Origin of the sequence: Streptomyces sp. Alt3, assembly GCF_030719215.1 — a bacterium.
Classification (GTDB): Bacteria; Actinomycetota; Actinomycetes; order Streptomycetales; family Streptomycetaceae; genus Streptomyces; species Streptomyces glycanivorans.
The window spans coordinates 2,200,295-2,220,740 of the sequence record NZ_CP120983.1 but is presented as its reverse complement, the minus strand read 5'-3'; the positions used below and the strand labels follow the sequence as shown (position 1 = coordinate 2,220,740).

Annotated in this window: 19 protein-coding genes; 8 read left to right on the top strand and 11 right to left on the bottom strand. The window is 70.6% G+C overall.

The features are described 5' to 3' along the window. Positions 1–129: 129 nt before the first annotated feature. A complete protein-coding gene (locus tag P8A20_RS09305) occupies positions 130–4,842 on the bottom strand; it encodes an Lhr family helicase (RefSeq protein ID WP_306103318.1) in 4,713 nt (1,570 codons plus the stop codon). A 102-nt stretch (positions 4,843–4,944) separates the two neighbouring features. On the opposite strand from P8A20_RS09305, the gene P8A20_RS09300 reads away from it, so the two are divergent. Genes P8A20_RS09300 through P8A20_RS09290 form a run of 3 tightly spaced genes read left to right on the top strand, consistent with a single transcriptional unit; the run spans position 4,945 to position 6,903 of the window. Then, positions 4,945–5,808 carry an AraC family transcriptional regulator gene (locus P8A20_RS09300; RefSeq protein ID WP_147959805.1) on the top strand — a complete coding sequence of 288 codons (864 nt, stop codon included), beginning with the start codon at positions 4,945–4,947 and terminating at the stop codon, positions 5,806–5,808. A gap of 10 nt (positions 5,809–5,818) precedes the next feature. Continuing rightward, positions 5,819–6,601, top strand: coding sequence for an AzlC family ABC transporter permease (locus tag P8A20_RS09295; protein WP_147959806.1), 783 nt, complete (start codon positions 5,819–5,821; stop codon positions 6,599–6,601). After that, entirely contained in the window at positions 6,598–6,903 is a 306-nt protein-coding gene (locus P8A20_RS09290) for an AzlD domain-containing protein (RefSeq protein ID WP_147959807.1), read from the top strand. Before P8A20_RS09295 ends, P8A20_RS09290 begins: the two co-directional genes overlap by 4 nt. Before the next feature lie 11 nt (positions 6,904–6,914). Here P8A20_RS09290 and P8A20_RS09285 read toward each other — a convergent pair whose 3' ends face one another. Next, the gene (locus P8A20_RS09285) at positions 6,915–7,829 is read right to left on the bottom strand and encodes a hypothetical protein (RefSeq protein ID WP_147959808.1); all 915 of its coding nucleotides are present in this window, start codon (positions 7,827–7,829) and stop codon (positions 6,915–6,917) included. A gap of 79 nt (positions 7,830–7,908) precedes the next feature. Between P8A20_RS09285 and P8A20_RS09280 the strand changes: the two genes are divergently transcribed. The 4 genes from P8A20_RS09280 (at position 7,909) to recX (ending at position 11,668) form a co-directional block, all read left to right on the top strand. Then, positions 7,909–8,103, top strand: a complete 195-nt coding sequence (locus P8A20_RS09280; protein WP_099176446.1) for a DUF3046 domain-containing protein — start codon at positions 7,909–7,911, stop codon at positions 8,101–8,103. 226 nt (positions 8,104–8,329) lie between these two features. After that, positions 8,330–9,463: an AI-2E family transporter gene (locus tag P8A20_RS09275; protein ID WP_306105135.1), complete on the top strand. Its 1,134-nt coding sequence runs from the start codon at positions 8,330–8,332 to the stop codon at positions 9,461–9,463. 378 nt (positions 9,464–9,841) lie between these two features. Beyond that, positions 9,842–10,972 (top strand): recombinase RecA, encoded by a 1,131-nt coding sequence (recA, locus tag P8A20_RS09270; RefSeq protein WP_147959809.1) that lies wholly within the window; start codon positions 9,842–9,844, stop codon positions 10,970–10,972. A gap of 3 nt (positions 10,973–10,975) precedes the next feature. Beyond that, positions 10,976–11,668, top strand: a complete 693-nt coding sequence (recX, locus tag P8A20_RS09265; protein ID WP_306103317.1) for a recombination regulator RecX — start codon at positions 10,976–10,978, stop codon at positions 11,666–11,668. A gap of 287 nt (positions 11,669–11,955) precedes the next feature. Here recX and P8A20_RS09260 read toward each other — a convergent pair whose 3' ends face one another. From P8A20_RS09260 to P8A20_RS09225, 9 genes are all read right to left on the bottom strand, one after another. Continuing rightward, positions 11,956–12,603 carry a DUF6197 family protein gene (locus P8A20_RS09260; RefSeq protein WP_147959810.1) on the bottom strand — a complete coding sequence of 216 codons (648 nt, stop codon included), beginning with the start codon at positions 12,601–12,603 and terminating at the stop codon, positions 11,956–11,958. A gap of 364 nt (positions 12,604–12,967) precedes the next feature. Continuing rightward, positions 12,968–13,375, bottom strand: a complete 408-nt coding sequence (locus P8A20_RS09255) for a rhodanese-like domain-containing protein (protein WP_147959811.1) — start codon at positions 13,373–13,375, stop codon at positions 12,968–12,970. Beyond that, entirely contained in the window at positions 13,372–13,998 is a 627-nt protein-coding gene (locus tag P8A20_RS09250) for a cupin domain-containing protein (protein WP_147959812.1), read from the bottom strand. The genes P8A20_RS09255 and P8A20_RS09250 overlap by 4 nt, the downstream gene beginning before the upstream one ends. A gap of 74 nt (positions 13,999–14,072) precedes the next feature. After that, positions 14,073–14,159 (bottom strand): putative leader peptide, encoded by an 87-nt coding sequence (locus P8A20_RS38690; RefSeq protein WP_311605579.1) that lies wholly within the window; start codon positions 14,157–14,159, stop codon positions 14,073–14,075. A gap of 32 nt (positions 14,160–14,191) precedes the next feature. After that, positions 14,192–15,826 carry an FAD-dependent monooxygenase gene (locus P8A20_RS09245; RefSeq protein ID WP_306103316.1) on the bottom strand — a complete coding sequence of 545 codons (1,635 nt, stop codon included), beginning with the start codon at positions 15,824–15,826 and terminating at the stop codon, positions 14,192–14,194. A gap of 187 nt (positions 15,827–16,013) precedes the next feature. After that, positions 16,014–16,928 (bottom strand): amino acid ABC transporter permease, encoded by a 915-nt coding sequence (locus P8A20_RS09240; RefSeq protein WP_306103315.1) that lies wholly within the window; start codon positions 16,926–16,928, stop codon positions 16,014–16,016. Continuing rightward, positions 16,925–17,593, bottom strand: coding sequence for an amino acid ABC transporter permease (locus tag P8A20_RS09235; RefSeq protein WP_147959815.1), 669 nt, complete (start codon positions 17,591–17,593; stop codon positions 16,925–16,927). Before P8A20_RS09235 ends, P8A20_RS09240 begins: the two co-directional genes overlap by 4 nt. Positions 17,594–17,691: 98 nt before the next feature. After that, positions 17,692–18,534, bottom strand: coding sequence for a glutamate ABC transporter substrate-binding protein (locus P8A20_RS09230; RefSeq protein WP_147959816.1), 843 nt, complete (start codon positions 18,532–18,534; stop codon positions 17,692–17,694). Positions 18,535–18,597: 63 nt separating this feature from the next. After that, complete coding sequence (locus P8A20_RS09225; RefSeq protein WP_147959817.1) at positions 18,598–19,383, bottom strand: amino acid ABC transporter ATP-binding protein; 786 nt, start codon at positions 19,381–19,383, stop codon at positions 18,598–18,600. A gap of 361 nt (positions 19,384–19,744) precedes the next feature. Between P8A20_RS09225 and P8A20_RS09220 the strand changes: the two genes are divergently transcribed. Continuing rightward, on the top strand, positions 19,745–20,437 hold the full coding sequence (locus P8A20_RS09220) for a response regulator transcription factor (protein ID WP_147959818.1): 693 nt from the start codon (positions 19,745–19,747) through the stop codon (positions 20,435–20,437). Positions 20,438–20,446 lie beyond the last annotated feature (9 nt).

Genomic DNA, 20,446 nt, shown 5'->3' with positions numbered 1-20,446 from the left:
GGCAGCCGTGCGCGGTCTCGGCGGTCACGGCGGTCTCGGCGGTCACAAGGGTGACGGCGGTGACGGCGGTCGTGGCGGTCTCGGAAGCCTGGGCGGCGCGCCGGCTCCGTCTCCGTGCCGGAGCCGTCCTCATGCGCGCAGCCGCAGACCTCGCGGCGTGGCCAGGAAGCCGGCGGCCTCCAGGGTCCTGCCCAGCGGGGACGTGAGGGAGGAGGCGCCGTTGGTGCGCTCCACCGTGACCGTGCCGAGCGTTCCCGTGCGCGCTGCCGACGCGAGTGCCTCGGCGGCCGCGTGGAGTGCGGGGTCGGCCGGATCGGTCGGCCAGGCGAGAAGGGATTTGCCGCCGCGCTCCATGTAGAGCGTCAGCTCGCCGTCCACCAGGACCACCAGGGCTCCCGCCTTGCGGCCGGGCTTGTGTCCCGCGCCGTCCGGCGATTCGGGCCAGGGCAGAGCCGCACCGTACGCGTTGGCGGGATCGGCCGCCGCGAGGACCAGGGCGCGTGGAGCCGAACCGGGGTCGGCCCGGTCACGGGCGGTGGAGGCTGCCCTGAGACGGTCCACGGCGCCGTCCATGGCGAACTGCGCGGCGCCCAGCCCCTCGACGACGTATCCACGGCGGGCCTGTCCGCTGTCCTCGAAAGCCGCGAGGACGCGGTAGATCGCCGAGAACCCGCCCTCGACGCCCTCGGCCTGTACCGCGCCCCGGGTCACCACGCCGTGGCGGTCGAGGAGCGTGCGGGCCAGGGCGTGCGCGCGATGGGTGGGCTCGGGCTCGGCGGGGGGAAGCAGCGACCACCGTCCCGACACGGTCGGCGGGCCGGTGCGGGATGCCGGACGGGCAGCCGCGGTCAGCGAGCCGTAACGGCCGCGCGGGACGTTGCGTCTCGCGCGGTGCGCCGTGGATCCGGCGGTACGTCCGGAGCCCAGGAGTGAACGCAGGGGGGCGAGCGTGTCGTTGGTGAGGCGGCCGGACCAGACAAGGTCCCAGAGGGCGTCGGCCAGCTGGGGTTCGGTGCAGTCCGGATGGGTGGTGGCCCGGACCTGGTCGGCGATCTGACGGAAGAAGAGCCCGTACCCGCCGGAGAGTGCGGTCAGGACCGACTCGTGCAGCGCGGTCTCCTCCAGCGGGTGGGGCGGCGGGAGCAGCAGCGGCGCGCTGTCCGCCAGGTAGACGGAGAGCCACCCGTCCTTTCCCGGGAGGGCCCCCGCCCCGGCCCAGACGACCTCACCTGTGGTCGTGAGCTCGTCGAGCATGGCGGGGGTGTATCCCGCGACACGGCTCGGCAGGATCAGCTTCTCCAGGGCGGACGCGGGAACAGGAGCGCCCTGCAACTGCTCCACGGCGCGCGCCAGTCCGTCGATCCCGCGCAGGCTGTTGTCGCCGAGGTGCTGCCACTGGGGGAGGAAGCCGGCCAGCGCGGCGGGCGGAACGGGCTCCAGCTCCTGACGCAGCGCGGCGAGCGAACGGCGGCGCAGCCGTCGCAGGACCGTGGCGTCGCACCACTCCTGGCCGATGCCCGCAGGATGGAACTCCCCCTGGACCACGCGGCCCGACGCGGCGAGCCGCTGAAGTGCCCCGTCGGTGACGGCGGTGCCGAGGCCGAAGCGGTTCGCGGCCTGCGTGCTGGTGAAAGGGCCGTGTGTACGGGCGTAACGGGCGAGGAGATCGCCGAGGGGGTCCTTCACCGGCTCGGTGAACGCTTCGGGGACGCCCACCGGAAGCGCGGTGCCGAGTGCGTCCCGCAGCCGGCCCGCGTCCTCCACGGCTGCCCAGTGGGCGGCTCCTGCGATGCGGACCTGGACGGCGCGCCGGGAGGTCTCCAGCTCCGGGGCCCAGGTGCCGTCGGCTCCGCGCTCCGCCAGCTCTTCGCCGGTCAGGGGGCCGAGCACGCGCAGCAGATCGGCGACGCCCTCGACGTCCTTGATCTTCCTGTCGTCGGTCAGCCACTGGAGCTCGCGCTCCAGCTCGCCGAGTACATCGGCGTCGAGCAGCTCGCGCAGCTCCGCCTGGCCGAGCAGCTCCGCCAGGAGATGGGAGTCGAGCGAGAGAGCTGCCGCCCGTCTCTCCGCGAGAGGCGAGTCGCCCTCGTACAGGAACTGCGCGACGTACCCGAAAAGGAGTGAGCGGGCGAAAGGTGACGGCTCCTGCGTCGTCACCTCGACCAGGCGGACCCGGCGGGCCTCCAGGTCGCCCATCAGCTCCGTGAGGCCGGGCACGTCGAAGACGTCCTGGAGGCATTCGCGGACCGCTTCGAGGACGATCGGGAACGAGCCGAACTCGGATGCCACCTGGAGCAGCTGGGAGGCGCGCTGACGCTGCTGCCACAACGGGGTCCGCTTCCCCGGGCTCCTCCGGGGCAACAACAGGGCGCGTGCGGCGCACTCGCGGAAGCGGGAGGCGAACAGGGCTGATCCGCCGACCTGTTCGGTGACGACCTGACTGATCTCTCCCTTGTCGAACACGACATCGGTGGCCGCGACGGGAGGCTGATCGCTGTCGTACCCCGCTGCGGGGAACCCCGGGCCGGTGGCGCCCCGTCCCGGTTCCCCGCCGGCACCGGACGCGTCGGCCTGGACCGGGTCGAAGTCGAGGAGGTCGAGCCCCATCAGATCGGCGTCGGGCAGCCGCAGCACGATGCCGTCGTCGGCGTGCATGACCTGGGCGTCCATCCCGTACCGCTCTCCGAGGCGGGCGGACAGGGCGAGTGCCCACGGGGCGTGCACCTGGGCCCCGAACGGTGAATGAACGACGATCCGCCAGTCGCCCAGCTCGTCCCGGAACCTCTCGACCAGTACGGTCCGGTCGTCCGGGACGTGGCCGCAGGCCCGGCGCTGCTCGTCGAGGTAGGAAAGGATGTTGTCCGCGGCCCAGGCGTCGAGCCCTGCAGTGAGCAGCCGAAGCCTGGCGTCCTCGGGGGACAGCCCACCGAGCTCGCGGAGGAACGCCCCCAGCGCGCGGCCCAGCTCCAGGGGCCGGCCCAGCTGGTCGCCCTTCCAGAACGGCAGGCGGCCCGGGACTCCGGGGGCGGGCGAGACGAGGACCCGGTCCCTCGTGATGTCCTCGATCCGCCAGGACGTGGTGCCCAGGGTGAAGACGTCGCCGACCCTGGACTCGTAGACCATCTCCTCGTCCAGCTCACCGACGCGTCCCCCTCCCTTCTTCGGGTCCGCGCCTGCCAGGAAGACGCCGAAGAGCCCTCGGTCGGGGATGGTGCCGCCCGAGGTGACGGCGAGCCGCTGAGCACCGGGGCGGCCCGTGACCGTACCGGTGACGCGGTCCCACACCACACGGGGCCGCAACTCCGCGAAGGCGTCGGACGGATAGCGCCCGGCGAGCATGTCGAGCACCGCCGTGAACGCGGACTCCGGGAGCGAGGCGAAGGGAGCCGCCCGGCGGGCCAGGGCCAGCAGGTCGTCGGCCTGCCAGCTGTCCAGAGCGACCGTGGCGACGATCTGCTGGGCGAGAACGTCCAAGGGGTTGGACGGAATCCGCAGGGCCTCGATGGCGCCCTCACGCATTCGCTCGGTGACTACGGCCGCCTGCACCAGGTCGCCCCGGTACTTGGGGAAGACCACGCCGGTGGAGACGGCGCCGACCTGGTGTCCGGCACGCCCCACCCGCTGCAGGCCGGATGCCACGGACGGCGGCGACTCGACCTGGATCACCAGGTCGACCGCGCCCATGTCGATCCCCAGTTCCAGACTGGACGTGGCGACCACGGCGGGCAGCCGGCCCGCCTTGAGGTCCTCCTCGACCTGGGAGCGCTGTTCCTTGGACACCGAACCGTGATGCGCGCGGGCGAGGACGGGCGGCGCCCCTTTCGCCGCCCCGGACTGCGCCATGATCTCGGCGGGGGAGTGGGCCTCGGGCAGTGCCCCGCCGGCCCCTGACTCCTCATCGAGAGCGGAGCCGGTAGCCCGCTCGTAGGCGATCTCGTTCAGTCGGTTGCACAGCCGCTCCGCCAGCCGCCGGGAGTTGGCGAAGACGATCGTGGAGCGGTGGGACTGGACGAGATCGGCGATCCGCTCCTCGACGTGCGGCCAGATCGACGGCTTCTCCGCCTGACCGCCCTCGTCACCCGTGGCGGGGGAGCCGCCCAGCTCGCCGAGATCCTCCACCGGAACCACTACGGAGAGGTCGAACTCCTTGGCGGACGGAGGCTGGACGATCTCCACCCGGCGCTGCGGCGACAGGAACCGCGCGACCTCGTCGACCGGGCGGACCGTGGCCGACAGTCCGATACGGCGCGCGGGGCGCGGCAACAACTCGTCCAGACGCTCCAGCGACACGGCGAGGTGGGCGCCGCGCTTGGTGCCCGCGACGGCGTGCACCTCGTCCACGATCACCGTCTCCACCCCGGCCAGCGCGTCCCGGGCCGAGGAGGTGAGCATCAGGAACAGCGACTCGGGCGTGGTGATCAGGATGTCCGGAGGCTTCGTCGCCATCGAACGCCGCTCGGCCGGAGGGGTGTCGCCGGAACGGATGCCCACCCGGACCTCGGGCTCCGGCAGGCCCAGGCGTGCCGATTCCTGACGGATACCGGTCAGCGGCGACCGCAGATTGCGCTCCACGTCGACCGCGAGGGCCTTCATCGGTGACACGTACAGCACGCGGCAGCGCTTCTTCGCCTCTGCGGGGGGCGGGACGGCGGCCAGCCGGTCGAGGGAGGCCAGGAACGCGGCCAGCGTCTTGCCCGATCCGGTCGGTGCCACGACCAGCACGTCCGAACCCTCGCCGATGGCCCGCCAGGCTCCCTCCTGCGCAGGGGTGGGCGCGTCGAAGGCGCCCGCGAACCAGCTGCGGGTCGCGGGCGAGAACGAATCGAGTGCGGAACCGGCCATGCCCCCCATCGTGCACCCCACCACCGACAACGGCCGGTGGACAGGCCTGCCGCGCACCTCTCCGGGCTTCGGCCACCTGCCCGGAACTGCGAGAATGCACATATGGCGGAGGTGGACACGACACAGGAGTGGGCGAGGCACTGGCAGTACACGGAGCTGCCCCAGCTCGATCTGCTGCGCGCCCGCTATGTCCGCCACACCTTCCCGCGCCACAGCCACGAGGGCTACGTGTTCGGCTCGGTCTCCAGCGGTGTCGAGGACGTCGGCCTTCCGGGCGGCACCGTGCACGCAGGCCCCGGCACCGTGGTCATGATCAATCCGGAGGTGCCGCACACCGCCCGTGCCGGAGTTCCCGAGGGCTGGGTGTACGCCACGCTCTACCCGTCCGCCCAGGTGATCGACGGCATAGCCGCCGAGCTTAAGAACCCGCGCGGCACGGTCGGCTTCGCCGAGACCTGCGTCAGGGACCCGTACGCCGCCCGGCTGATCACCGACGTCCACCGCGCGGCCGAGGAGGGCAACGCCCTGGCCGCCGACAGCGTCCTTCGCGTTCTGGTCGCCCGGCTGCTGAACCACCACGGCGGCGTGCTGACGACCAGGGTCTCGCACAGTGCCGGTGCCCGTGACGCCGCCCGGGCGCGGGCGGTGCTGGAGGAGCGGATGCAGCGCCCGCCCACCCTGGGAGCACTCGCCGCAGAGCTGGGGACCAGCCCGTTCGCCCTGCTGCGCGCCTTCAGGAAGGAGTACGGGATGCCTCCGCACACCTGGCTCACCGACGCCCGGGTGCGCCGTGCGAGGCGCATGCTCGACGCGGGGACCGCGCCCGCCGCCGCGGCCGCCGTCGTCGGCTTCACCGACCAGCCCCACCTCAACCGTCACTTCACCCGGATCGTCGGGGTGCCTCCGGGCGCCTACCAGCGCGAGCGTGCAAGAACGTACAAGACCGGCGGGGTCACCTCCCCGTAGCGTTCCGGGCGTGGCAGAACAGACAGCACCCCCTCAGCGCAACGGCGGCCCTGATACGCCGGGCGCCGGTACCGAGAAGCCGGACGCCGCCGTCGTCCGGGACGCACTCGGCGTGGGCGTAGCCGTGGGCCTCTCAGGGTTCGCCTTCGGCGTGACCTCGGCAGGTTCCGGACTCACCCTGCTCCAGACCTGCGCGCTGAGCCTCCTCGTCTTCACCGGCGCCTCCCAGTTCGCCCTCGTGGGCGCCCTCGCAGCCGGCGGCAACCCCTACACCGCAGCGGCCGGAGCGTTCTTCCTGGGCATCCGCAACGCCTTCTACGGGCTCAGGCTGTCGCAGCTCCTCGCCCTGCCACGCGCACTGCGCCCGCTCGCAGCCCAGTGGGTCATCGACGAGACGACCGCCGTCACCCTGCCCCAGCCCACCAGGCGCGCCGCGCGCATCGGGTTCACCGTCACCGGTCTCACCCTCTACGCCCTGTGGAACCTCACCACGCTCGTCGGCGCGCTCGGGGCCGAGGCGCTCGGCGACACCGACGCCTGGGGGCTGGACGCGGCCAGCCCCGCCGTGTTCCTCGCCCTGCTCGCGCCGATGCTGAAGAGCACCACGGAGCGCGTCACGGCGGGGCTCGCGGTCCTGCTGGTGCTCGGCCTCCTGCCGGTGCTCCCGGCGGGCGCGCCCGTGCTCGTGTCCGCGCTGGCGGCGCCTGTCGTCCTCGTCCTCAAGGGCCGCCGAGGGAGCGGCACGGAGAAAACAGTCACCGAAGGCACGACACACACGAAGGGCAGCCGATGAACATCTGGATCGCCATCGGGCTGACCGCCGTCGGGTGCTACCTCGCCAAGCTCCTGGGGCTCCTGGTACCCGCCGGAGTCCTGGAACGCCCCCTTGTGCAACGGCTGGCGGCGCTCCTGCCGGTGGCCCTGCTCGCGGCCCTCACCGCCCAGCAGACCTTCGGCGACGGTCAGCACCTGGCACTGGACGCCAGAGCGGCAGGCCTCGCCGCGGCCGCGCTCGCCCTCGTCCTGCGGGCTCCCTTCCTGGTCGTCGTGGGGGCCGCGGTGGTGGTCACCGCCGTCGTGCGCGCCCTGGTCTGAAGCGGGACGTCTCAGACCAGGGCGCGACCGTGGTCCCGGAGGGTCCGCAGGGCTTTGAGCGTCACGATCGGGCGGCCCTCCAGGGCCGTACCGGGCGCCCACCGGCGCCAGTTGACCGGCCAGCCACCGTCCTCCTGCTGTTCGGACTCCAGGTGGTCCAGGGACCTCTTCAGCTCGGCGTCACTGAACCAGCGCCGGGCGAGCGACCCGGGTGTGCGGGCGTAGTCGTAGGGGAAATGGTGTTCCCTCGGGGCGTAACCGGGTGCCACCGGATACTCCGCGCGGCGCTGCGGGTCGAGCACCACCAGCCGCTGCTCCCGCACCAGCTGCCCCAGTCGGTCGGCGGCCGCCTCGGCACGCGGGCGGTCGGGGACGCCGTCGAGGAAGGCGACGGCCGCCTCGATCTCGTACGGATGAGAGTGCTGCAGGGCGTCGACGGCGGCCCAGCAGAAGTCTGTGGCCCGGAAGAGCCAGGCATGCCACACCTGATTGCGGTGCAGGAACCCGACCACGGGCCCTGTCGCGAGGAGTTCGGCGGGCGGGTGGTCGACGACGGGGATGAAGGGCGCCGCGGGATACCCACGCTGGGAGGGAAGCAGCGCGGGCAGCGCGCCCTCCTTGGTCGACACGTCCGTCAGATAGCGGCAGATCCGCTCCACCCGCAGACCGCCGCAGCGGTCGATCGAGTCCAGGACGCTCAGCGCGTGAGCGGTGTGCAGCGGCTGGCTCACAGGTCCGCGAAGATCGGGTTCGAGCGCGTGACCGTAGCCGCCGTCCTCGTTCCGATAGGCGGTGAGCGCGGTCTCGACGACGTCCGCGCCCCCTCCCAGGAAGAGATGGGCGAACCGCCGCTGCTCGAGGACGCGTGCGGTGAGCCAGATGAACTGCTCGGCTCGGGCGAGGGGATGTGCTCCGGTTCCAGCCATGGACCGACCGTAGAGGGGAAAGCGCCGCCGGCAGGGGCTCCCGGCCCGGCTGCACTCTCAGGAGCGGGATACTGGGGGCATGCGGTTGACGATTTTCTGGGAACGGATGGCGGATCACTTCGGCGAGACGTACGCCGACTCCTTCGCGCGTGATCACGTCATGGCGGAGCTCGGCGGCCGTACGGTGCACGAGGCCCTCGCCGCAGGCTGGGAGGCCAAGGACGTCTGGCGCGGGGTCTGCTCGGCGGTCGGCGTGCCTCCCGACAAGCGCTGAGCGGCGGGATACAGCACACACCGGTACGCCCGTCTCGCCTGTTCGTCCCGGCCGAGGAGGTCACCGGCGACGGGCATTCCGGGCCGGGCGGCCGGCTGTCACCGCGGTGAGCGAGACTTGTCCCGTGGCACCGACAGACGAGACCGCCCAGAGCCAGCCGCCCGCTTCGCCGCCCGTCCCGCCGGCCGCACCACCCAATCCGCCGCCCGGCACCGATCCCGTCCGCATGCCCGGCTGGCTGCCGCGCGCGATGGTCCTCGCCCTGACGCTCTACGGGTGCTTCCAGCTGGGCAGCTGGGCCTTCTACCAGCTCATCGGGCTGCTGACCAACATCCTCATCGCCTTCTTCCTCGCGCTGGCCATGGAGCCTGCCGTCAGCCGCATGGCAGAACGCGGGATACGCCGGGGGTTCGCGACCTTCCTGGTCTTCATCGCCGTGCTGATCGCCGGCGTCGGTTTCGTCGTCCTGCTCGGTTCGATGCTCGCCGGGCAGATCGTCGACATGGTCGAGGAGTTCCCCAAGTACCTCGACTCGGTGATCAACTGGGTCAACCAGACCTTCCACACGGAGCTCTCCCGGGTCGAGGTGCAGGACAGCCTGCTGCACTCCGACTGGCTCCAGAGATATGTGCAGAACAGCGCGACCGGCGTGCTCGACGTGTCCACCACAGTGCTGGGCGGGCTGTTCCGTCTGCTGATGATCTTCCTGTTCTCCTTCTACTTCGCCGCCGACGGGCCGCGGCTGCGGCGCGCGCTGTGCTCAGTGCTGCCGCCTTCCCGGCAGGCCGAGGTGCTGCGCGCCTGGGAGATCGCGGTCGACAAGACCGGCGGTTACATCTACTCGCGTGGGCTGATGGCACTGATCTCCGGCGTGGCGCACTACGTCCTGCTGGTGGTCCTCGGTGTGCCCTACGCGCCCGCGCTCGCGGTGTGGGTCGGCCTCGTCTCGCAGTTCATCCCCACGATCGGCACGTATCTGGCCGGCGCTCTCCCCATGCTGATCGCCTTCACCGTCGATCCCTGGTACGCGCTGTGGGTGCTCGGTTTCGTCGTGGTCTACCAGCAGTTCGAGAACTACGCGCTGCAGCCGAAACTCACGTCCAAGACGGTCGACATCCACCCCGCGGTCGCCTTCGGCTCGGTGGTCGCGGGCACCGCGCTGATGGGCGCCGTCGGTGCCCTGATCGCCATCCCGGCCGTCGCGACGCTCCAGGCGTTCCTGGGCGCGTACGTGAAGCGGTACGACGTCACGGACGACCCGAGGGTGCAGGGCGGCCATCGCTGGCGCCGTGGCGAGCCGGTGCTGTCCAGGATCCGACACGCGGTACGGGGCCATGGGCCGGGGGATGACTCGCGATAGCGGGGGCAGGGGGCCGGGAGTGCTTCGCGGTAGCGGGGGCAGGGGCGTGTCCACGGCATCACCTCCGCTTCCGCGCCGTGCATTCCTTTGATATGTCCGTAAATCGCATGAAACTAGAATGAACTCCGACGTGGTTCGTCGGCTTCATCGGCCGTGACCGTTGCGACCGCCGTGGTGGCGGCCCCGGCCCGCACGGGCCCGGCGTGGTGCGCTTGACACTGAAATCGAACATCCATTCTCATGGAAATCCGGCCGGGTTTTGCCGGGCCCGACCGTGGAGTTGTCCACAGGCCGGGAGGACGTCGAGGCCCATTGTCAGTGGCAGGGGTTAGCGTCTGTGACGTGAAGCGATCGACTCAAGCAAATCGGGTGGAACCCATGGCAGGAACCGACCGCGAGAAGGCGCTGGACGCCGCACTCGCACAGATTGAACGGCAATTCGGCAAGGGTGCGGTGATGCGCCTCGGTGAGCGGCCGAACGAGCCCATCGAGGTGATCCCCACCGGCTCCACCGCGCTCGACGTCGCGCTCGGCGTCGGCGGTCTGCCGCGCGGCCGCGTGGTGGAGGTGTACGGCCCGGAGTCCTCCGGTAAGACGACGCTGACGCTGCACGCCGTGGCGAACGCGCAGCGACTCGGCGGTTCCGTGGCGTTCATCGACGCGGAGCACGCTCTGGACCCGGAGTACGCGAAGAAGCTCGGCGTCGACATCGACAGCCTCATCCTCTCGCAGCCCGACAACGGCGAGCAGGCGCTGGAGATCGTGGACATGCTGGTCCGCTCCGGTGCGCTGGACCTGATCGTCATCGACTCCGTGGCGGCCCTGGTGCCCCGTGCTGAGATCGAGGGCGAGATGGGTGACTCGCACGTGGGTCTGCAGGCCCGCCTGATGAGTCAGGCGCTCCGTAAGATCACCAGCGCGCTCAACCAGTCCAAGACCACCGCGATCTTCATCAACCAGCTGCGCGAGAAGATCGGTGTGATGTTCGGCTCCCCGGAGACCACGACCGGTGGCCGGGCTCTGAAGTTCTACGCCTCGGTGCGTCTCGACATCCGTCGGATCGAGACGCTGAAGGACGGCACGGACGCCGTGGGTAACCGCACCCGCGTCAAGGTCGTCAAGAACAAGGTGGCGCCCCCGTTCAAGCAGGCCGAATTCGACATCCTCTACGGCCAGGGCATCAGCCGTGAGGGCGGTCTGATCGACATGGGCGTGGAGCACGGCTTCGTCCGCAAGGCCGGCGCCTGGTACACGTACGAGGGCGACCAGCTCGGCCAGGGCAAGGAGAACGCCCGCAACTTCCTCAAGGACAACCCCGACCTCGCCAACGAGATCGAGAAGAAGATCCTGGAGAAGCTCGGAGTCGGCGTTCGTCCCGAGGAGCCGGCGGCGGAGCCCGCAGCCGACGCCGCGGTCACGGCGGGTGCTCCGGCCGATGCCGCTGCCAAGTCGGTGCCGGCTCCCGCGACCAAGGCCAAGACCGCCAAGACCGCAGCGGCCAAGAGCTAGTCCGTGACGCGTCGCACGGAGTGGCCGGGCACCGACGCCGGTGCGGCACCCGGCCCCGAGTACGCCGCAGAACCGTCCGGGGAGTTCCCGGAGCCCGGCCGGGGGGCCGGGTTCGGCGAGGGGGCGGGCCGTCGTTCCCGCTCCCGCTCCAGAGGCAGCGGTTCCCCTTCCTCGTCGAGGGCCGAGAAGGGGGAACCGCGGGACCCGGTCGAGCAGGCGCGCAACATCTGTCTCCGGCTGCTGACCGGGACCCCGCGAACCCGTAAGCAACTGGCCGATGCACTGCGTAAGAAGGAGATCCCCGACGAGGCCGCGGAGGAGGTGCTCTCGCGGTTCGAGGACGTGGGACTGATCGACGACGCCGCGTTCGCGGACGCCTGGGTCGAGTCCCGGCACCACGGCAGGGGACTGGCCCGCCGCGCCCTCGTACGGGAACTGCGGACCAAGGGGGTCGACCCGACGGTGATCGACGAAGCGGTCGGGCAACTCGACCCCGAGCAGGAGGAGGAGACCGCCCGGGAGCTCGTCGCGCGAAAGCTCCGCTCCACCCGGGGGCTGGACCGCGACAAGCGGCTGCGTCGGCTCGCGGGCATGCTCGCGCGGAAGGGGTACAACGAGGGGATGGCCCTGCGTGTGGTGCGGCAGGCGATCGAGGCGGAGGGGGAGGACACGGAAGGGCTGGACGAGCCCTTCTGACGGGTGACCGAGGGGGAACCGGGGGAAGGGCGGGGCATCAGGCGGTGGGGACACCGTTCGGTGCTCGGTGCTCGGTGCTCGGTGCTCGGCGTGACGGGGCCGGGGCCTGGAGGGGCGGGACACGCACCGGGACGGCGGTCGGGCGCCCGACCGTATGCAGGGCGCTGCGGCGGTGACGGAGGGGGCCACCGCCGACAGGGTGCGCAGGCTGCCGAAGGGGGCGTGAGGCATCGGCGGATCCGATCTGATCGGTCTCCGGATCGGACGGTCCTGCTTGGGTCCCGGCCTCAGTGGCCTGCCGAGGAAGCCCGGCGGATCGTGGCGTCGATCAGGGCCAGTGCGTCCCCGGCGGTGCGGCCGGGGTGGCGGTTCCAGGGGCCGATCAGGCCCGTCCAGCCCTGTGCGCGCAGCTCGGTGATGAGCCAGGCACCGGCCCTGTCGACGGTGTCGAGCGACCCGTACCCGAGGCGATGCGCGGTCAGCATGGCTCCGCAGACACAACGCGCCCCTCGGGCGTTGCGCAGACGGTAGGGGGTGTTCTGCCAGCCCCACTCGGTGAGGACGCGCCGCGCGTAGCCGAGGTGTGTCGACGGACGTACATCGGACTGCCCGATGCGCCGCCAGGCGTGCAGACGCTCGGGCACCACGGCGCCCAGGCGTCCGGGGAGCGGGCGCTCGTGGGGCTGCCTTGCCGGCAGGGCTCGCAGAGAGTCCTCGATGAGCCGGTCGACGGGCACGGACAGCAGCTCCCGCCAGTCGTCCGGGTGCATGGGCGGCACGGTGGGCAGTGCCTCACCGGCGGGTACGGGCGGCGGGGGAGCGGGTTCGTGGGCGGTGCGTTCCCAGCCGGTGACGATGCGTTGCCACGCGTCCGTGTCATGGAGACGGGAGGACTGCGCGTCGAGCTGTTCCGGGGTGAGCTGAGCGGTTTCCATCGGCGCGGCATCTCCGTACATTCCGGTCCTCGGGGATGAGGTGAATGTCCGTCGCGCGCGGCGATCGCTCCACCGGAGTGGAGCGATCGGGTGGTGGGTCGGAGAGCCGTTCGGCCCTGTCCGCTGCCGGTCCCGTGCCGGAGATGCCGTGCAGGCCGGAGACAGGCCGAAGGGCTCGAAGAAGGCGAAGAGCTGATTCGCAGCCGGTCGGTACCGCTGCGCGGGGCCGGTCTGCCGGCACGGGGCCGACTACGGGAGCCCACGAGGCGATGCGTCCTGGCCGGAGTGGCCTCGTGTGCGCCAGAACCGCGTCATGCGCACCCGAGGCCGACGGCACGGTATCCGTCGAGTCAGGTGTCGTCGGTCAGAGAGAGACCGGAAGCCCTGCCGCGCGCCACGCCTGGAAGCCGCCGGTCAGGTCCGTGGCCCGGTGCAGCCCCAGTCGGTGCAGGGAGACGACCGCGAGGCTCGACGCGTAGCCCTCGTTGCAGATCACAACGACCCGTAGATCGTGGCCGGTCGCCTGTGGGGCTCGGTGGCTGCCCTGCGGATCGAGCCGCCATTCCAGCTCGTTGCGCTCGACGACCAGTGCGCCGGGGATCAGCCCGTCCTTCTCCCGCAGCGCCGCGTAGCGGATGTCGACCAGCAGCGCGCCTTCGGCCGCTGCGGTCGCGGCCTCCTCGGGGCCGATCCGCTCGTAACCGGACCGCACCTGTTCGAGGAGCTCGTCGATCCCCACCGGGGCCTGCCCTGCCTCGCTTCCGTCGCTCACTGCCAGTCCTCCGGGCGTTCCGTCTGCTCCAGGCGCAGCACCGCGCCCGAGCGGCTGTAGCGGCGGATCTGCGGAAGGGGCGGGTAGTAGGCATGCACGGACACGGCGTGTTCGTGTCCGGACTCGTTGAGCACCTCGTGGACGTGGTGCCGGCCGAAGGCCCTGCCCTGGCCGGTCGCCAGAAGCCGGGTCCGGTCGACTCCCTCGCTCAGTTCGAGGGTCTTCCAGCCGTCGGTGGGCAGCCGTGCGGCGAGCGAGTGCTCCCTGAGGGCGCCCGCGGCGATGGTGAACGCTCCCGTCGACTCGGCGTGGTCGTGCCAGCCGGTGCCCGTGCCGGGCGGCCAGCTGATCAGCCACGCCTCGCTGCCGCCGGGGCCGTCGAGCCTCAGCCAGGTCCGCCCCTCGGGGTCGAGGGGGAGCGAGGCGACGAGCGCGGCATCCTCCGCGGTGCGGCGGACGAAGTCGAGCAGCTCCGCGACGGTCGGGGCAGGGGCCTCCGTGCCGGCAGTGCCCCGGACGGACACGTCCGCGTCGACGGCGGGCGGTGAGTCGGCGGGCGGTGAGTCGACCACCGGCGCAGGCGCGGAAGCGGACGTGGGAAGGGAGGAAGAGGATGCAGACACAGGGGCCGTCCTGAGAAGTTCGCGCGGAAGCACGGCCGGGCGCGGAACAGCACGGCGTGCCGGAGAGAGGCGATTCAGCAGGACGGGCGACACACGCAGCCCGCATAGCGGACGAGGTCCATATGGACCCTCCGCCACAGGCGCACATCGGTGTCGGTCATGTTCTGGAGTACACCATGTGTGCCTGTGACGGTCAATTGACGTCCGCAGTGCGGTCGGAGCGCGTTCGGGTGTGCGCGGGGTCGTCCGGCACCGTGTCCGGTCCGCCCCCGCGCGCGGCGTCAGCAGCCGCGTACAGCTCGGCCGGCCGTACCCCGCTGAAGGCCGCGACGAGGTGCCCGTCCGGCCTGACCAGCAGCACTGTGTGGGCCGTCGCGCCCGGGTAGCTCTCGGTCACCAGCAGCTCGGCCTTCACCGGGAGGCCACCGACCGCGTGGACCAGCCTGGGCATGACTCCCGCGGTCAGCCAGTGCCGCCTGTCCCACACCCCCGTGCCCGGTGCGACGAGGATGACCAGCAGATGTCCCAGCCCGAGGCGGTCACGCAGCCGCACGGCCTTCCCGTCGGGCGCGGTGACCCGCACATCGGCGACCGGTGCCCCAGGGGCGGTCCCCACCGGTGTGTGACCGTCGGCGCGTTGAGGCGAAAGGGGGGAGTGCGTGTACGACGGGGGCGCGCCCAGAGGTCCGCACCCCAGGTGGCCGTCGGCCAGCAGCGTGTCGTGTCCGCGCGAGGCGCCGGGGACGAGTGTCCGCAGGCCCGCACCGCCCCGCAGTATCGGCAGGGACTGGTCGGCGGCGCGCAGTCGGGAGGCGACGGCGGCCCTGCGTTCGGCCTGGTAGCTGTCGAGGAGGAGCTCGGAGGCGTCCTGGTGCCAGGCCTGAGCCAGCTTCCAGGCCAGGTTCTCGGCGTCCCGCAGCCCCTCGTCGAGCCCCTGGGTGCCGAGCGCGCCCAGCAGGTGCGCCGCGTCCCCGGCGAGAAAGGCCCGTTCGGACCGCCACCGCCTGGCCAGCCGGTGGTGCAGCGTGTACACGCCCGTGTCCAGCAGTTCGTAGGCCGGTGTCTCGCCGCACCAGCCCTGGAGGGTGTCGCGGATCCTGGTGATCAGGGCGTCGGGGGTGACGAGCTCACCGCGTGGCGGAAGGAGCCAGTCCAGCCGCCAGACCCCGTGGGGCAGAGGGCGGGCGGTGACCTCCGTACCGCCCGAGCGCCAGGGCGGGGAGCGGTGCAGGACGGCCTCGCCCGGCCAGGGCAGTTCGGCGCGGAGAGCGGCGACCGCGTGCCGTTCGACCGCCGTGCGGCCGGGGAACCTGATCTCCAGGAGCTTGCGCACCGTGGACCGTGCGCCGTCGCAGCCGACCACGTAACTCCCGCGCCACCAGGTCGATCCGGGTCCGCGGGTGTGGACCGTGACGCCGTGTGCGTCCTGCTCCAGTGTGTCGATGCGGCTGAACGGCACCATCTCGACCAGATCGTGCGCGGCGACGGCTGCCCCCAGTCCTCCGGTGAGCGCGTGCTGGGGCAGGTGGACGGGCGACGGCAGCGGAACCGTGCCTTCGTCGTCGCCCAGGGGCACCGCCCGTACCAGCTGCTTACGCCGTACCGAGCGCCAGCCCGACCATCGCAGTCCCTCGTGGTGGAGCGCCGGGCAGCCGAGGCGCTCCACCAGGTCGGCTGTGTCCTCGCGCAGCACGACGGTGCGTGCAGGACGCGGTTCGTCCTTGCCGGGGCCCTCGTCGAGCAGCACGGAGGGTACGCCCTGAGCCGCGAGGGCGAGCGACAACGCCAGCCCGACCGGGCCCGCGCCGACGACGATCACCGGGTCCACGGTGTGATCCCTCCGGCGCTGGTCGTCGGGGTCGAGAGGGGGAGGAGGGTGGCAGCCGGAATCGTTCGAGGCGGGATCACAGAACGTATGCAACCTACTGGCGGTGCGCGCGTCAAGTGACCCGGGAACGTGGCGGGGGGCGCGGCGAACACGCCGCGCCCCCCGTGGGACTTCTGCCTACAGGCCGTCAGGTCGCGCGGCCGTCCTCGGTCACGAGATTCGGTGTGCCGATGGTCTTGATGCCTCCGTCGGGGCCGGCACCGACCACCGCGCCCGTGCTCTTCTTGCCACGCCGCAGCCGGCGCTCGAGCCAGCTCGCGAACGACGTCAGCGCGAAGTTCAGCGCGATGTAGATCAGCGCGATGATCGTGAAGCAGGCGATGGTGTTCGCGCCGTAGTTCGCGCTCATCGGGCGGACCGAGGCCAGCAGCTCCGGGAAGGTGAGCACCGCGCCGCCGAGTGCGGTGTCCTTCACGATGACGACGATCTGGCTGACGATCGCGGGCAGCATCGCGGTGACCGACTGCGGCAGCAGCACGTACCCCATCGTCTGGCCCTTGCGCATCCCGATCGCCTTCGCGGCGTCGGTCTGTCCGTACGGGAGGGAGAGGATCCCGGCCCGCACGATCTCGGCGAGCACCGAGGCGTTGTACAGCACCAGGCCCGTGACGACGGCGTACAGCAGCCGGTCTTCGGTGGCGAGGTCGGTGAACTCCGCGTACGCGGCGTTCGCCGTGATCATCAGGATCAGTACGGGGATGGCGCGGAAGAACTCCACGACGACGCCGGACGGCATGCGCACCCAGCGATGGTCGGAGAGGCGGCCGATCCCGAAGAGGGCACCGAGCGGCAGTGCGATCAGCAGGGCGAAGAACGCGGCCTTGAGCGTGTTCTGAAGCCCGGGCCAGATATACGTCTGCCACGGCTGGGGGCTCGTGAAGAACGGCTCCCACTTGACCCAGTCGAGCTGGTGCTTCTCGTCGAGGCTGGTGTATACCCACCAGGCCACTGCGGCGAGGACCACCACGAAGGCGACGGTGTACAGGATGTTGCGCTGCTTGGCGCGGGGGCCCTGTGCGTCGAAGAGGACGGACGTCGTCATCGCTTCACCGCCACCTTCTTGCTCACCCAGCCGAGCAGGAGCCCGGTCGGGAGGGTGAGGCAGACGAATCCGAACGCGAAGACGGCGGATATGAGGATCAGTTGGGCTTCTGCTTCGATCATGTCCTTCATCAGGTACGCCGCTTCGACCACGCCGATCGCCGCTGCGACGGTGGTGTTCTTGGTCAGCGCGATCAGCACGTTGGCCAGCGGGTTCACGACCGAGCGGAAGGCCTGCGGGAGGATGACCAGCCGCAGCACCTGGGTGAAGCTCAGCCCGAGCGCGCGAGCCGCCTCGGCCTGGCCGGCCGGCACCGTGTTGATGCCCGACCGCAGCGCCTCGCACACGAAGGCCGCGGTGTAGAGGGCCAGCGCGAGTACGGCGAGTCGGAAGTTGATGACCTCGAAGTCGCCGCCGCCTCCGAGTTCGACCTGCAGGGTCTGGAAGAGACCGAGCGAGGCGAAGACGATGATCACGGTCAGCGGGATGTTGCGGACGATGTTCACATAGGCGGTACCGAAACCGCGCATCAGGGGGACCGGGCCGACCCGCATGCCGGCCAGAAGTGTTCCCCATATGAGGGAACCGAGGGCGGAGTAGACGGTGAGCTTCACCGTCACCCAGAAGGCCCCCAGTAGGTCGTAACCTTCAAGAAAGTCGAACACGATCTCCCGTGCTTCCACGTGTGGGGAGGGCTCGGTGCGCCGCCTCGGCGGCGGCGCACCTCGTCAGCCCGTCTTCGGACCGCCTGGCGGCGGGAGACCTACTTGACGACGTCGCCGATCTTCGGCGCGGGGTCGTTCTTGTAGTTGGCCGGGCCGAAGTTGGTCTCGACCGCCTTGTCCCAGGAGCCGTCCGAGACCATCTTGGTCAGCGCGGCGTCGATCTTCTTCTTGAGGTCGGCGTCGCCCTTCTTGAGGCCGATGCCGTAGTTCTCGTTGGTCATCTTGAAGCCGGCCAGCTTGAACTTGCCCTTGTGGACGTCCTGCGCGGCGTAACCGGCGAGGATCGAGTCGTCCGTCGTCAGGGCGTCGATGGCCTCGTTCTCCAGGCCGGTGAGGCACTCGGAGTAGCCGCCGTAGTTCTGCAGCTGGGCCTTCGGGGCCAGCTTGTCCTTGACGTTCTTCGCGGAGGTCGAACCGGTGACGGAACAGAGCCGCTTGTTGTTCAGGTCCTCGGGCGAGTTGATGGTCTTCTCGTCGGCGCGGACGAGGACGTCCTGGTGCGCGAGGAGGTACGGGCCCGCGAAGTCGACCTTCTGCAGGCGCTCGTCGTTGATGGAGTACGTGGCGGCGATGAACTTCACGTCGCCGCGCTCGATCGCGGTCTCGCGGTCGGCGCTCTTCGTCTCGACGAAGTTGATGTTCTTGGCGTCGTAGCCGAGTTCCTTGGCGACGTACGTGGCGACGTCGACGTCGAAGCCGGTGAACTTGCCGTCGGGCGTCTTCAGACCGAGACCGGGCTGGTCGATCTTGATGCCGATCGTGATCTTGTCGCCGCCGCCGGAGCCCGCGGCGTCGTCCTTGTCGTCGGAGCCGCAGGCGGTGGCGGTGAGGGCGAGCGCGAGCACGGCGGCCGAGGCGGCGGTGACCTTGCGAAGCTGCATGATGGGATTCCCTGGGTTGACGCGATGTGAATGTTCAGCCGGCGCTGGACCAGCCGTGCGGGATCAGTGGTGAAGGATCTTCGACAGGAAGTCCTTGGCCCGGTCACTGCGCGGGTTGCTGAAGAACTGGTCCGGCGTGGCCTCTTCGACGATCTTTCCGTCGGCCATGAAGACGACCCGGTTGGCGGCCGAGCGGGCGAAGCCCATCTCGTGGGTGACGACGACCATGGTCATCCCCTCCCGGGCCAACTGCTGCATGACCTCCAGGACCTCGTTGATCATCTCCGGGTCGAGCGCCGACGTGGGCTCGTCGAAGAGCATGACCTTGGGGTCCATGGCCAGCGCGCGGGCGATCGCGACGCGCTGCTGCTGGCCGCCGGAGAGCTGGGCGGGGTACTTGTCCGCCTGCACTCCGACCCCCACGCGGTCGAGCAGTGCCCGGGCCTTCTCCTCGGCGAGCTTCTTTTCCGTCCTGCGGACCTTGATCTGGCCCAGCATCACGTTCTCGAGCACCGTCTTGTGCGCGAAGAGATTGAACGACTGGAAGACCATGCCGACATCGGCACGCAGCCTGGCGAGCTCCTTGCCCTCCTGGGGCAGCGGCTTGCCGTCGATCGAGATCGCGCCCGAGTCGATCGTCTCCAAGCGGTTGATCGTGCGGCACAGCGTGGACTTCCCGGACCCTGAGGGTCCGATGACTACGACGACCTCGCCACTGGCGATGGTCAGGTCGATGTCCTGGAGCACATGCAGCGCGCCGAAGTGCTTGTTGACGTTGCTCAGTACGACAAGGTCGTCCCCCGCAGGTGCGGCATCCTCGGCGGCCTTGGTCACTGACACTCCGCTCATCGGCTTCTTGCTCCGTCCTCCTCGGTTAGGGAAGGACCCTAGTGACGCAGTGCGACCATCGTCATTACATCTGAGCGGAAATTGAGCATAACGATCCGGCCTCAGCCGGACACTCCGTGTGAACGGGACACCACGGCGCGCTCGGCGGCGTACCGGGTGGGTAACGGAAACCCACTGGTAACGGGGATGGTCTTGACTGGCACACCCCTCATCGGAGTGGATGCCCTACTACGGGGACGTGTGAATCGTCTCCGTACGCGAAGGGTCGTGCGGGGGAACACCGACGGACCATCACGGACAGTGCCAACCGTCCCGGAAGAACATGAATCCTCCCGGACGGTACGAACGGAGAGGAGGGGTCATGAGGCTGTTGCTCGTCGAGGACGACGACCACGTCGCGGCGGCCCTGTCCGCCGTTCTCGCGCGCCACGGCTTCCAGGTCGTGCACGCCCGTAGCGGTGAGGAGGCGCTGAAGGCGCTGCTGCCCGCCGACAAGGAGCCCTTCGGTGTCGTGCTCCTGGACCTCGGGCTGCCCGACCAGGACGGCTACGAGGTGTGCGGGAAGATCCGCAAGCGTTCCGCGATCCCGGTGATCATGGTGACCGCGCGTTCCGACGTACGTTCCCGGATCCACGGTCTCAACCTCGGTGCCGACGACTACGTCGTGAAGCCGTACGACACCGGTGAACTCCTCGCCCGCATCCACGCCGTCGCCCGGCGCAGGACGGCCGGCGAGGACACCGGCCCGACGCCGCTCGCGGCCCTGCGGATCGGGCAGGTCCACATCGAACTGCCCACGCGCAGGGTCAGCGTCGACGGCCAGGAGGTCCAGCTCACCCGCAAGGAGTTCGACCTGCTCGCGCTTCTGGCCCAGCGTCCCGGCGTGGTCTTCCGCCGGGAGCAGATCATCAGCGAGGTGTGGCGGACCAGCTGGGAGGGAACGGGACGCACCCTGGAGGTGCACGTCGCGTCGCTGCGCTCCAAGCTGCGGCTCCCGGCACTGGTCGAGACCGTACGAGGTGTCGGCTACCGGCTCGTCCCGCCGCCGGGCTGAGGACGTCAC